The sequence below is a fragment of the Fimbriimonadaceae bacterium genome (assembly GCA_019638775.1).
Classification (GTDB): domain Bacteria; phylum Armatimonadota; class Fimbriimonadia; order Fimbriimonadales; family Fimbriimonadaceae; genus JAHBTD01.
In genome coordinates, this window is the sequence record JAHBTD010000001.1 from 554223 (window position 1) to 566859 (window position 12637).

Genomic DNA, 12637 nt, shown 5'->3' on the forward strand with positions numbered 1-12637 from the left:
GGAGGTCATCACTCCGCCCGAAACGCCTCAATCTCGCGCAAAAAACCCTCAGCCTCCGCGACTTCCTTCCCCACAATCGTGTCCTGCAAAAACTGCGCATACTTCGACTTCTTCATGACCCAGTAGATCGGAGGAATCATCGCCAGACCGAATACAACATTCCCGAACAACCACGCTGGATGAAGCGCAAAGATAAGCTCTGCGCCAATCAGCATCTGCCCGAGCAAGATCGGAAACACAAACCACAACGGAAGAGCAAGAATGAATGTCCACTGCGTCGCTTGAAGCCGAAGCTTCCTCAGTTTTGTCAGCTGAGTCTGCGTCTCAGTGACCGCCTTCGAGAAATCAAGTTCCGAAGAAAGAATCAACTGCCGGACGCTAACATGAATGAGGTAAATCGCAAACGCGAACACGGCAATTGCGGGGAGGCCAGCCGCTGGGGCAGCCAATAACTCCTGAATGTTCCCTGCCATAAAACCGCCAACGGCTATAGCGGTAACACCAGCAACGATCAGGTCCCAGATCGGCGACCTCTGGGTTCGACGACGAATCGATACTGTCTTCGATTGTTGCAACTGCTCTTGCAACCGCGTCTGTTGGGCTGTACACTTTTCGACCCGAGCTTGCAATTCGCTCCAAGCGTTGAGCATTTCTTGTCTTTCCATAGTTTTTCCTTGAGAGCCTAACTCTGCTGCTCGACCTCCAGCCGAAGCCTTTGCTTCAACCGTGTCAATTTCGTAGCGACGTTCTGAGGACTAATGCCGAGGATTTCGCCAATCTCTGCATGGCTGCGCTCCTCAATGTAGAGCATCAACAAAGCCCGACTGAACTCGTCCAGACCCGCGATCAGGCTATACAAGGCCTGTGAGTCCAACCCTTCGCTCGTAGGTTCGGGAATGTCGGCAAGTTCCTCGGCGGTCGTCAAATGCTGATTCCTCAGCTTCCACTTCCGAGCCCAAGAGATCGCGGTATTGAGAGCGACTTGATACATCCAAGTCGAAAAGGTCCGACTGGGGTCGTATTTGGGATACGCCCGCCAAAGCTGCAGAGTGATCTCCTGAGCCAGGTCCTGCTGATCCTCAGCAAGCCACGCATAGCTGCTGACCACCTTAAAAATAATCCCCTTGTGGCTCTCGATCTGAGATTGAAAGAGACTCTGTTGGTCAGCAAGATCGGTCTTGACTGAGGTCATGCCAAGTGATTCGCCCAACAAGAAGAATCCTTACACGACTTGGGACTTTTGTAGATTTCCAAATTCGAGAGCGCGAGCATGTCCTATTCTGTCAGCTTCTTTGGCAAGAGCGACTGCCCTCCGAAAACCCTCAGCTTAGGGATGGCTACCCTTTAACCGCCCGATAGAACCCTGCATCGATGTACTGCCCACCGCTAGTCTGCTTGCAGCTCACCGCAATCACATTCTTCCCCGACCTCAGCAATCCATCGGGAATGTCCACAAACAAATAATCCGTCGTATAACCCTCCAACCGGGCAATCTCCGACCCGTTCAGATACACAACCGCGTCCTCGTCGTGGTGGATTTTCAGCCAAAGATCGCCGGAGACATCGACAGCCGTAAACTCCCGCCGAATCCAAATCTTCTCACTCGACCACACCGTCCCAACAATCGCCCCCGGCGTTTGAGCCGTGCCAAAGCCAGACTTGCCCTGCTTCCAACCCACAGCCGAAAACGCCTCGCCAAACCAATCCGCCGCCGGTTCCGACTCCGTGTAAGACCACTCACCAGGAGAATCATCTGCCGTCGGCAAAACCGCCTGCATCGTCATCGGCGGGCCATAAACCGCCGAATTCACCTTCCGCAGCCAGTCCAAGGGCATCTTCAAAATCGAGCGGTCATAAGTCATCAGCCCGTTGACTTCAATCTCAACATCCGTCGTCTGTGTGTAAATCGCCGCGCTCAACCCCTTCGATTTCAGCAGCGTCAGGCTCTTAATCAGCTGCTCATAGCGCACCATCAAATCCGCCGAATTCGTGAAGCTGCGGTACCCCCAGTTATCCTTTTCCTGCCAGGTGTGCTTGTCCACCGGCAATCCAAGTCCTCCAAACTCACCCAGAACGATCGCCCGTCCAGGCACAGGGTCAGGCGATCCTGGCCCCGGATAAACGTGAATATCGAGCATATCCCCAGCCTCAACGAAGTTGCCTCCGCTTGCCGGATTCACAAGCCTGCTCGGATCAAATGCCTTCGTCCAGTCCGAAACACGCTTCGTATCAAACTGCCCCCAAGCCTCATTAAACGGAACCCAAACAACCACACTCGGAAACGGCTTGCATGCCGTCATGATGTTCCGCCATTCATCCTCAAACGCTTGCTTGCTAACGGCAGGTCGCGGCCCGTCGGGTTTCTCATTCTTCACCCGAAAGTTCGTGTTCCAACCCGGACCAAACTTCAAATTGCTCGGCATATCCTGCCAAACCAAAAGCCCAAGCTCATCGCAGTGCCGATAAAACCGTGCTGGCTCCACCTTCACATGCTTGCGAACCGTGTTAAAGCCCGCCCTCTTCAAAACCTCAAGGTCATACCGCAGAGCATCGTCGCTCGGAGGCGTGTATAAGCCGTCCGGCCACCAACCCTGATCCAGCGGTCCAAACATAAAGATCGGTTCTCCGTTCAGATAGGTCCGAACTCCAAACTTGTCCTCTTTCAAGGCGATCTCTCGTATCCCAAAATAGCTGCCCGCCTTATCGACCGCCTTCTCGCCCTGACGAAGCTCAACTTCAAGATCATAGAGAGTCGGCGAATCCGGCGACCAAAGCCGTGGCTGGGGCACCTTCAAAGCAATTGGTTTCCCGGCCGGAGCAGAACCAGTAGCAACCTCTGCCCCGTTCAACATTGCCTTCACATGCACGGTCAAGCCTTCATGCTTCCCCTCAACCCCCACATCCACCTTCACGTCGCCAGAAATCTTCGTCTCAGCAACAACCAAGGCTATGGAAGAAGTCGAAACCGGCTCCATCCAAACGGTTTGCCAAATCCCCGTGACCGCCGTATACCAAATCCCACTCGGTGTAAAAGTCTGCTTGCCATAGGGTTGATCGCCGTCTGTCGTCGGATCCCACACGCGCAGAACAAGCTCATTCTCCCCGGCCTTCAAGGCGTCCGTGATGTCAAAGCCAAACGGATCGTAGCCCCCAAAATGCTCCCCCACCAACTTCCCATTGACAAGAACTTTGGTGTGCCAATCCACTGCTCCAAAGTTCAGCCGAAGGCGCTGACCTTTCCAGCCATCAGGCACAACTACAGTGCGCCGATACCAAAGCGCCTGATCGGCATAAACCTGTTTCTGAACCCCACTTAAATGCGACTGGACCGGGTAAGGAACCAGAATTTTCCCTTGTGCGCCAGGCCAAATCTCAAGGTTTGCCGGAGCAATCGCATACTCCCAAGACCCGTTCAAATTCTCCCAACGGTCGCGTACCATCTGAGGCCGGGGATACTCCTTCCAAGCCCTCCCCGCAAGCGCATCTGCGCTCCAGCGCGTCGACATCCATTTCTCAATCGTCACCGGCCTGTCTTGTTCGTCGTTCACCACGAGATTGTTTTGTGTAGCGGTTTCTTCCAGCGCGTTTTGGTCGATATTCGTCAGCCCAGTTGGGTTCATCATAGCCATTCCTGCAAGTAGCGTAATCAGCATGCTCTTTCCTATTGAATGTCGCTCCGTGACGTGTCAAACCGCACTGTTCAAATCCGACCCAAGAGCTGATGCCGAAAGCATACTCCCTGAGGCTGATCGGAGAGGAAGGTTCATAAGGAGGTCCGAAAAACCCTCCCCTTCCATTTTTCCGGAAATGGAGGGGAGGGCAGGGTGGGGAGGTCCCCAAAAACTTCCTCGGCTTCCATTTCTCCGGAAATGGAGGGGAGGGTTGGGTGGGGAGGTCCCCCAAATCCCCTCCCCCACAGTAAACTCCCACCATGACCGCAACCACCCAAACCACCGCCATCCAAGAGTTCCGCAAGCTCCACGAATCCGGCTGCTTCATCCTCCCCAACCCCTGGGACATCGGCTCCGCTCTCTACCTCCAGCACCTTGGCTTCAAAGCCCTCGCCACAACATCCGCAGGATTTGCCTTCACCCTCGGCAGACCCGACGCCGTCGCTGCCGTGTCCCTCGAAACCGCTCTTGCCCACTTTCAACAAATTGCAGAAGCAACACCCCTCCCCGTCAATGCCGACTTTCAAAACGGCTATGCCGACGATCCAAAAGGCGTCGCCACAAATGTTAAAAGATGCATCGAATCCGGCGTCGCCGGACTCTCCATCGAAGACGCAACGGGCAACCCAGCGCAACCCCTCTACGAAAGCGAACTCGCCATCGACCGCATCCGCGCCGCGCGGTCAGCCATCGACGCTAGTGATCTCCCAGTCGTCCTTACCGCTCGATGCGAAGCATGGCTGGTCGGAGCAGAGAACCCGCTTGACGTCGCCATAAACCGCCTCATCGCTTTCGCCGAAGCCGGAGCCGATTGCCTTTACGCTCCCGGCGTCCGTGATCTCAAGGAGATTGAACAAATCGTCAAAGCAGTTGCTCCCAAGCCAGTGAACATTCTAGTGGGTTCCCCAAGCCCCGACCTCACACTCACAAACCTATCCGCGATCGGTGTCCGCCGAATCTCTGTCGGAGGAGCGCTCGCCAGAGTTGCCTGGGGCGCATTCATGCGTGCCAGCCAAAGCATCGCCGAAACCGGTACCTTCGACGCGCTGTCCACCGCAGTACCCTCCACCGAAATCATCAAGGCATTCTAAGACCCAATCTTCCCCCAACCGACGAATACCAAGTATTTACACCGGTGTTCCCCCAACCCGGTCGGCGCTGAAAAGAACGTGTTGTATAATCTATCTTCACCCCAAATTGGACCCAACCCCATGAAACTTATTCCTATCGCTCTCGTCGCCGTTGGTGCCAGCATGGCCACTTCTGCCTCTGCAATTATCTGGCGGAATGACATCCCGCAATCGACCGTTCTTACCTTCGGTAACGACGCAAGATTCCAGGGCGTCGGTCGAGTGACCGTCGGCGGCGGCTCCGGTACCGGAACATTCCTAGGAATCGGCACCGGCGGGCAGGCGTGGGGCATCTCGGCAAAGCACGTCATCACAACTGGAAACACGGGGTCCTTTACTTTTGAAGACGGAGGCAACTACGCCATCACCCAAGCCATCGGGTTTGCGGGTGCCGACGTTTCCATCTTCAAGATCAGCGGCTGGAACCGCAACGTTTTCACACCCGGTCTGCACTCGGCAGGAACCTACGCTGCCGGTACAAACCTCGATTCCGCTGGTTATGGACTCTACGGTGCCGAAGGCGGTAGCCCGTGGCAGTGGGACAACAAGCGCCGAGGCATGCAGACAAAGCTCGTCAACACTCAAATGATGAACTTTGGCGGCGAAAACCAACTGATGCTGATCGACCGTTTCGACTCACCAAACGATCCCAATGTCCGCCCAGTAGAAGGCTTTGGAGCCCCCGGAGATAGCGGCAGCATGCTGCTCGATGGTTCAGGACTCATTTGGGGCGTCCTCTCCGGTGGACAGTTCGAGCAGTACGGCGCGCTGAACTGGTACGCAACCATCACTCCGCAGCTCGCCCAGCAGATCTACACCACCACGGGCATCCCCGTCCCCGAACCGGCAACCCTGATCGTTCTCGGTCTCGGCGCGCTGGCTCTGCGACGGCGAAAGAACAAGAAGGCGTAAAGAGCGCAAACAGTAATGTTGGAAGGGGTAAGGATTGTAAAGAATCCTTACCCCTCATTCTTGCCAACCACCTGCCGACTACTTGCCAACCACCTGCCGACTACTTGCCGACCACCTGCCAACCACCTGCCAACGCCCCCACTTCACCACTTATACGGATCGTCTCCCCGGCTCCACAAATAAGAAACCAACTGCCCGACGTGGTACCACTCATGCGCCGCAAGGCTCCGAAAAGCCTCACTCGGCTGCATCATCGGCTGACCCAAAGATTCAAACCATCGATCCGGAAATGGCGCTGGCGTCTCCAACTGCTCCGCAGTCAGCGAGTCCAGATAAGCCAAAGTATCTGCCCGAGCCGACTTCAAAGCCCCGATCAATTCCTCAAGCGTTGGGTTTCCCTCCGCAAAGGACTCCGCCTCCTTGAAAGTAATGTGACGACCCTCCTTCATCCAGGCCAAAAGCATAATTTCCGTAGCCGCAATCTCAATGAACTGCCCGCCAACGGTGCGCATCCCTTCGGTCGGTGCCCAAGACAAATCGCTATCGGATAACCGTGGAAGAATCTCTTCCAAGTCTTCCCGCACGAGCCGAAGCCTTGCCTTGAGCCGATCATGCAAAGTAAATTCAGCAGGCTTAGCCACCTATTCACCCCCAGCCTGAGCACGTGGCGGTTGCTGGAGTGACTTGTAGTTCATCGCCGAATTAAACACCATGCTCCAAGACCCCGTCGTAATTCCTCGCCAAAACGGACTCGCTGCAAACAACATAATGTTGCCCTTCCCAACGGGTTGGATCGCAACCGCGGCCTTGCCCTCAAGCTCTTCACCATGCTCCAATGCCCCACTGATGAGAAGCGAATCCACGGCCGAGAACCGCAGCAACGCACGAGCCGGCGTCAGCCCCGCACCGCCAAAGTTCGGCGTCCGTTGATCTTCGGAAAGCGGTCTCGCCGTATGCGGTGGCCTGCCCTGAATCACATCGGGATCGTCCAATCCACCCCGCCCGCTCGCACGCCCACTTGATCCTGAACCGCGCCGTCCGCCCGAGCCTCCACCGCCTATCTCCAGTAAGAGATTGCCCCGGAAGAACACCGGAACCTTCTCGTCATAGCCATACAGTGCGGGGTTGCCCCTCGAATCATTCTCCGTTCGATAGACTCCTCCCGGTGCGATCAACTGATCCGGGATAGCAACGCTCACGCCCGAAACAAGCCCGTAGTCGATGGGAACACGACAAGTGTTTCCAAGACAAATGATGAGCCCACCACCATTAACAAACTTCTGCAAATTCACCATCCCGGAGAGCTCGATCCCACCCCGGATATCATCAGTCTGGTCTGGACCGCCGAGATTGGTAAAGCCCGGCAAAGCCTTCCACGGAATCGGATCGCCCGTCATCGGTACCCCGTTCACGATGCTCTGAGCGTTGCCCCGCGCCTCGCCCAAAATAATCACGTCGAACTTCGACCGCAGGTCCGCCAAATCCCGCAACGTATGCACAGACACATACGCGTACGGAATCCCGAGCTGATCCAGAGCAATCCGCCCCCAACCCTCATCCTGCGTTGACTGCCACGTATGAACATAGGCGATTCTTGGAGCATCCAGCGCGTGCGTGGGCACGTTGAGCGACTTCAAATCCGCAGTGATGTGGTACCCGCTCAGGTTTAGCTGTTTCACAAGTCCGGGAATCCGGGCATTGTCGCCACTTCGAATAAGCATCGTCCCTGCCGCAAACTTTTTGCCTCCGTATGTGAACTCCTTCTCAGCAACCACCGCTTCCGAATCCTTCAGCGCATACCGAAGCTGCGCCCCGGAAACATCCCCCCGCGCATCAAAAATGAACCAATTCTCCTTGCCCGTTCCTTCGCCCGCCAAGTCCGTAATCCTGCCATCTCTAAACGAACTCGCCAAAGACATCTTCGCATCCAAGATGGACACGTCCTTGACCCGAACCGTCTGCACATTAAACAGCGGTCCAAGCGTCCAGCCAGTATCGTCGTAAGGGCGCGGGTCGGAAGTGCTGTAATACTGCCGGTCCAAAAGCATGTCGCCCATCCTGCTATAGGGCTGATCCATACGCACGACGTAGCTGCCCGCCGGGAACTCCTGCTCCCCAACCTTCACCGAAGCATCAAGCCGGTGAATCTCAATCCCCTGCCGCACCAAAGCCTCCAACAGCAAACTCTGCTGCCCTTTCCGAAGCTCCCCGCCCGGCAAAACCCAAGCAGCCGGACCCTCTGTACGAGCCTTCGCCACCGACCGCTTCGACTTCAGCCAGTACTCAAAGAGATACTTCTCCTTGTTCGTAGCAACATTGTCCAAACCAAGCAGCAAAGCAGACTGCATCAAGTTCGTGTTGTTGCGGATCGACCATTGCACGCGCTCATAAGGAGGGTTCGGTCTAAACCAATCGCGATTTGCCGTGCTTCCTGTTGAAACGATAGAAGTGTCGGCGCCGCTCCCGCCCTGAGTCTCATAAAACCGCCCGATCGCGTTGTGCCCGTTCGCCGCATAAAACGCATAGCCCGGTGACCATCCATCGTAAAAACCATGCGTCCAAACCCCCGGAACGCCCCGCCGAGTCATCTCCCCAACTTCGTGATAGGCCATCTGATGCCATTGGTCAATGGTCATCGGATCAAGCCATGCGTTGTAAGGCCCCGTTCCAGTGGAGATATAAAGATAGGACACCGATTCGTGGAGATCGTGCATCACCTGGGGCCGAAACTCAAACCATGTCTTCATCAAGTTCTGGCTCAGCGCCAAAGTGCTGCACATCGCGTCTCGATTGTTGTCGTGCGCCACGTACTTGCCCCAATACATCAACGGGATTCGCGGCTTATCTGGATTCTTCTTCCGGTAAAGATAAGTATCGACAAATCGGTCGCGCCCATCTGGCTCCATCACCGGAGTGATCATCACCACCGAGTTATTCCGAATCCGCTGAATGTTCGGCTCCTCCGAAACCGCCAACCGGTAAGCAAGCTCCATCACCATCTCAGGCGGGCCGCTCTCTGGCGAGTGCAGGCCAGCCGTCGCATAGTAAAACGGCACACCCTCTTTGATCAGCCGCTGAGCATCAGCATCGCTGATCGTTCGAGGGTCGCCCAACTTCGTGTTGATCTCTTTCAAACGGTCGAGTCGTTTGAGGTTCGCTTCCGAAGAGACGACCACGCAAATCATCTCGCGCCCCTCTTCGCTCTTGCCCATGCTCACCACTTTCACGCGCGGACTCGCCTTCTCCAGCGCGCGCATATAGCCATGTATCTCAGTCGTGTAGTGGAGCACATTCGGCGCCCCGATGATGTCGCCAAAATGCTTCATCGGACTGGGAACGGTACTGCTTGCCGGGAGGTGATCGACGAGTTCGGTCAGGAAAAACGGTTCGGTCGTGTATTCACGGATCTTCTTGCCGTAGGCTTCGTCGTTTCCCTGAGCAAAAAGCGCTGCCGGAGCAAGCACACAAAGAAGGGCAAACTTGCGCATGGCTCAGTCTATCCCTGTCCGAGTGCGCGAACGCAACTGAATTGGTTCCAACGCCAGCCCTCCCCTTGTTAAACTAAAGGATTGATGGGAGGTCCGTACCTCCCTTCTCCCTGCGAAGCGAGGGAGAGGGGACCGAGGGGTGAGGGTGATTTGAGCCAATTGCGGACTGCAGCCGAACCGAGATCCGATTTGCAGGCTTGAGCAATTGTCAAACTCGATCCTTACAGTCTTTACTATCCTTACTATCCTTACTATCCTTACGATCCTTACGACCCTTACACTTGCTCTAAATCCCTTCTTCCGAAATCAGCCAGACAAGCGTAGCCATTGCCAAAGCCCCCAACTCCAACTCCCGCCGACTCACCTTGTCAAGCGTGTCCTTGTGTGAGTGGTGATAATCAAAGTACCGCTGACTCTCCGGCTGCAAGCCAAAAAGCACCGTCCCAACCTCACGCAATGGCCCGACATCCGCACCGCCACCGCCTCCATAACTAAACTTCTCCGCCTCAAAAACCGACAGCGCAGGCAGCCACTTGCTCACCCTCGCTGACTCCTCTGCCGACACCGACGTGTTAAATCCACGTGGTGCAAACCCACCCGCATCCGACTCAAGTGCCGCAATATGCTTCTCGCCCGACTTCTTGGCAAAATCCAGATAAGCCGCCGCTCCCCGGCCTCCGTTCTCCTCGTTCATGAAAAGCACGACCCGAATCGTCCGCTTCGGCTTCCAACCCAACCCCTTAAACAGCCGCAATGCCTCCAGAGACTGGCAAACCCCTGCCCCGTCGTCATGCGCCCCCGTGCCCTTGTCCCAACTGTCCAAGTGCCCGCCAACAACGATGACCTCATCCGGAAACTCCGAACCGCGAATCTCCCCAACCACATTCGCTGAGGGCCCGTCTGGCAGTTGCTTGCAGCTCAAAACGAATCGAACCTTCGCTGGCCCCTTCTTTATTGCCGCGCTCAAACGCTCTGCCGACTGAATGCCAAGAGCCGCCGCTGGGATCTTCTTCACACCCTCCGCATAACGCATCGCTCCCGTATGCGGCTCGTCGTCCGGATCAAGCGTCATGCTCCGAACCAAAACCCCTACCGCGCCAAACTTCGCCACCGTCGAAGCCCCCGCCGATCTCTGGCCAACCGCACCCCCATAAGCTCCAAAAGTGCTCACAAGTGTCGGATCCATCGGACCGTTAAAAAATACGATTTTGCCCTTCGCCTTCTCTCCTAGCTTCCCGGCTTCCTCAAGCGATTTCACCTCAATCACCTCAGCTGTGATCCCGTTCGCCGGTGTCCCAACGCTCATCCCAAGCGCCGTCCCATTCAAACGCAGCTTCTGCCCGGACGAAGTGGTCAACGTAAACTCTTCTTTGTCCCCCCGAACCCAATGAGGCACCATGCAAGGGATTAGCCGGACGTTCTCAAAGCCAAGCTGCTCCATCTTCTTCTGACCCCATGCAACCGCCTTTGCAGCTTCAGGCGATCCGCTCAGCCGCGCCCCGACGTTCGTCGTCAATTGGTGCAGCATCGCATACGCCCCCATCTCGCGCATCCCTTTCTCAAGCAATGGCTGGGTCACTGACGCATAGTCCTCCTGCCCCGCCATTGGAAAATTCGTGGCAGACGAAAGCAGAGGGAATGTCAATAGGAGAGCAATTGGGATTTTCATGAGGGCTCCTTCGACCCTAATATATCCCACGAATGCGGGTCGCCTTACTTCCAAATTTGGCTAAACACCCAGTACGAACCCGCCGCAACCGCCGCCGAAGCCGGAATCGTCAACACCCATGCGATAACAACCCGTTGAGCGACACTCCACCGAACCGCCGAGAACCTGCGAGCTGACGCAACGCCAAAAATACTCGTCGTGATCGTATGCGTCGTGCTGATCGGCATCCCAAAGAAACCGGCCGCAAGAATGACCATCGCGCCCGAAGTCTCCGCTGCAAATCCGTGAACAGGCTCAAGACGACTGATCTTTTGCCCGACGGTATGCATGATCCGCCAACCACCTGCCGCAGTCCCCAGCGCCATGGCTGCTGCGCAAGAAAGCTTCACCCAAAGCGGAACGTGCGCGTTGTTAGGATCGACAAAACCGTGAGTAACAAGCGCCAGCGTGATAATTCCCATGCTCTTTTGCGCGTCGTTCTGCCCGTGGGCAAACGCCATAAGAGAGGATGAGACGACTTGGAGCTTTTTGAAAACAGAACCCACGCGCTGCGCATGCGAGTGGGCAAAAAAGATCGCGATCAGATTCATGATGATAAACCCAATCACAAAACCGACAATCGGCGAGCCGATCAGGGGGTAGATCACCTTGTCGAGTAAGCCATCCCAAGTCACAACCGACAGCCCCCCGCTCGCAATCCCCGCTCCAACCAAGCCGCCCACCAAAGCGTGAGAAGAACTGCTGGGAATGCCGTAAACCCAAGTAATCAGGTTCCAAACGATCGCCCCAACGATCGCCCCTAAGACAACCGTTTCCGTAGCCATCTCGGGGACGATAATCCCCTTGGCAATCGTCTTTGCCACCTTCTCCGCCACCAACGCACCCGCAAAGTTCAAACTTGCCGCAAGAAAAATGGCGACACGAGGAGAAAGGACTCGGGTAGATACAACCGTCGCGATGGCATTTGCCGTGTCATGAAACCCGTTGATGTAATCAAACACCAACGCCAAAATCACGGTCAAGATCAGGAGGAACGTGATGTCAGGCATACTTGACCAAGATCGTTCCGATGATCGCCGCGATGTGTTCGCACTTGTCTATCGCAGTCTCAATCCGATCAAAAAGCTCTTTCCACTTGATCACGGTCAGCGCATCGATTCCCGGCTCATCAAATAGGTTCTTGAGCGCCGTACGAAACAGCCTGTCGCTCTCGTTCTCAACTGTATGAATATCCGTCAATGTCTGCTTCAAGAACTGAGACTTGGCAAAACCGTTGCGCAGTGAAGACACGGCTGTCTCAGTAAGCTGTGTGATCTTCACAAGCAGTTCGGCAAGCGGCACCAACTCGGCGCGCGGCCCCTTAAGTCCGTAAAGATCGGCCCGTGCCGCCGCCGCCTCAATGTAGTCGATCACATCGTCAAGCGCCGAAGACAGCTCCTTGAGATCTTCCTTATCCAACGGAGTGATGAAAACCGCCGCAATCTTGTTCTGAAGCTCATGCGTCAGATCGTCGCCTTCGGTCTCCATGTCAGATAGAGTCTGCGCATAGTGCGGCAGCCTCTCAAAATCCCGAGACATCGCCAAAAACTCTTCCGCGGCCTTCGTGTCGAGTTTCGCCTGAGCCTCAAGCAAGGCATACAGGTTCGTGTCTTTACGGTTCTTCAGCAACATCATCGGTAGATTCCTAATCCGAAACGGCGTTCATCCGCAAACTATTATGAATGTTAAGAAATCCAACTGCCGAAAAGCAAGGCCCGCAATCGACGA

Annotated in this window: 10 protein-coding genes; 2 read left to right on the top strand and 8 right to left on the bottom strand. The window is 55.6% G+C overall.

Annotated elements, in window-relative coordinates; translation table 11 throughout:
• Positions 1–8: 8 nt before the first annotated feature.
• The 3 genes from KF784_02595 to KF784_02605 form a co-directional block, all read right to left on the bottom strand.
• The gene (locus KF784_02595; protein MBX3117925.1) at positions 9–665 is read right to left on the bottom strand and encodes a hypothetical protein; all 657 of its coding nucleotides are present in this window, start codon (positions 663–665) and stop codon (positions 9–11) included.
• 17 nt (positions 666–682) lie between these two features.
• Entirely contained in the window at positions 683–1192 is a 510-nt protein-coding gene (locus KF784_02600; GenBank protein ID MBX3117926.1) for a sigma-70 family RNA polymerase sigma factor, read from the bottom strand.
• Between the two features lie 145 nt (positions 1193–1337).
• Complete coding sequence (locus tag KF784_02605) at positions 1338–3653, bottom strand: hypothetical protein (GenBank protein ID MBX3117927.1); 2316 nt, start codon at positions 3651–3653, stop codon at positions 1338–1340.
• Positions 3654–3931: 278 nt separating this feature from the next.
• Between KF784_02605 and KF784_02610 the strand changes: the two genes are divergently transcribed.
• Complete coding sequence (locus KF784_02610; protein ID MBX3117928.1) at positions 3932–4762, top strand: isocitrate lyase/phosphoenolpyruvate mutase family protein; 831 nt, start codon at positions 3932–3934, stop codon at positions 4760–4762.
• Between the two features lie 120 nt (positions 4763–4882).
• Positions 4883–5713, top strand: a complete 831-nt coding sequence (locus KF784_02615) for a PEP-CTERM sorting domain-containing protein (GenBank protein MBX3117929.1) — start codon at positions 4883–4885, stop codon at positions 5711–5713.
• A gap of 143 nt (positions 5714–5856) precedes the next feature.
• Here the strand turns inward: KF784_02615 and KF784_02620 are convergent, their stop codons facing one another.
• The 5 genes from KF784_02620 to KF784_02640 all read right to left on the bottom strand — a co-directional run bounded on the left by KF784_02620 (position 5857) and on the right by KF784_02640 (position 12544).
• Positions 5857–6354 carry a DinB family protein gene (locus tag KF784_02620; protein ID MBX3117930.1) on the bottom strand — a complete coding sequence of 166 codons (498 nt, stop codon included), beginning with the start codon at positions 6352–6354 and terminating at the stop codon, positions 5857–5859.
• On the bottom strand, positions 6355–9201 hold the full coding sequence (locus KF784_02625; GenBank protein ID MBX3117931.1) for a hypothetical protein: 2847 nt from the start codon (positions 9199–9201) through the stop codon (positions 6355–6357).
• Positions 9202–9487: 286 nt separating this feature from the next.
• Complete coding sequence (locus KF784_02630) at positions 9488–10870, bottom strand: M20/M25/M40 family metallo-hydrolase (protein MBX3117932.1); 1383 nt, start codon at positions 10868–10870, stop codon at positions 9488–9490.
• 44 nt (positions 10871–10914) lie between these two features.
• Positions 10915–11919 carry an inorganic phosphate transporter gene (locus tag KF784_02635; GenBank protein MBX3117933.1) on the bottom strand — a complete coding sequence of 335 codons (1005 nt, stop codon included), beginning with the start codon at positions 11917–11919 and terminating at the stop codon, positions 10915–10917.
• Positions 11912–12544: a DUF47 family protein gene (locus tag KF784_02640; protein MBX3117934.1), complete on the bottom strand. Its 633-nt coding sequence runs from the start codon at positions 12542–12544 to the stop codon at positions 11912–11914. The genes KF784_02635 and KF784_02640 overlap by 8 nt, the downstream gene beginning before the upstream one ends.
• Between the last annotated feature and the right edge of the window lie 93 nt (positions 12545–12637).

Coding starts and splice junctions, on each gene's coding strand:
- KF784_02605 (MBX3117927.1), bottom strand. CDS start 3,653: ATGCTGATTACGCTACTTGCAGGAATGGCTATGATGAACCCAACTGGG.
- KF784_02615 (MBX3117929.1), top strand. CDS start 4,883: ATGAAACTTATTCCTATCGCTCTCGTCGCCGTTGGTGCCAGCATGGCC.
- KF784_02635 (MBX3117933.1), bottom strand. CDS start 11,919: ATGCCTGACATCACGTTCCTCCTGATCTTGACCGTGATTTTGGCGTTG.
- KF784_02625 (MBX3117931.1), bottom strand. CDS start 9,201: ATGCGCAAGTTTGCCCTTCTTTGTGTGCTTGCTCCGGCAGCGCTTTTT.
- KF784_02595 (MBX3117925.1), bottom strand. CDS start 665: ATGGAAAGACAAGAAATGCTCAACGCTTGGAGCGAATTGCAAGCTCGG.
- KF784_02610 (MBX3117928.1), top strand. CDS start 3,932: ATGACCGCAACCACCCAAACCACCGCCATCCAAGAGTTCCGCAAGCTC.
- KF784_02600 (MBX3117926.1), bottom strand. CDS start 1,192: ATGACCTCAGTCAAGACCGATCTTGCTGACCAACAGAGTCTCTTTCAA.
- KF784_02630 (MBX3117932.1), bottom strand. CDS start 10,870: ATGAAAATCCCAATTGCTCTCCTATTGACATTCCCTCTGCTTTCGTCT.
- KF784_02640 (MBX3117934.1), bottom strand. CDS start 12,544: ATGATGTTGCTGAAGAACCGTAAAGACACGAACCTGTATGCCTTGCTT.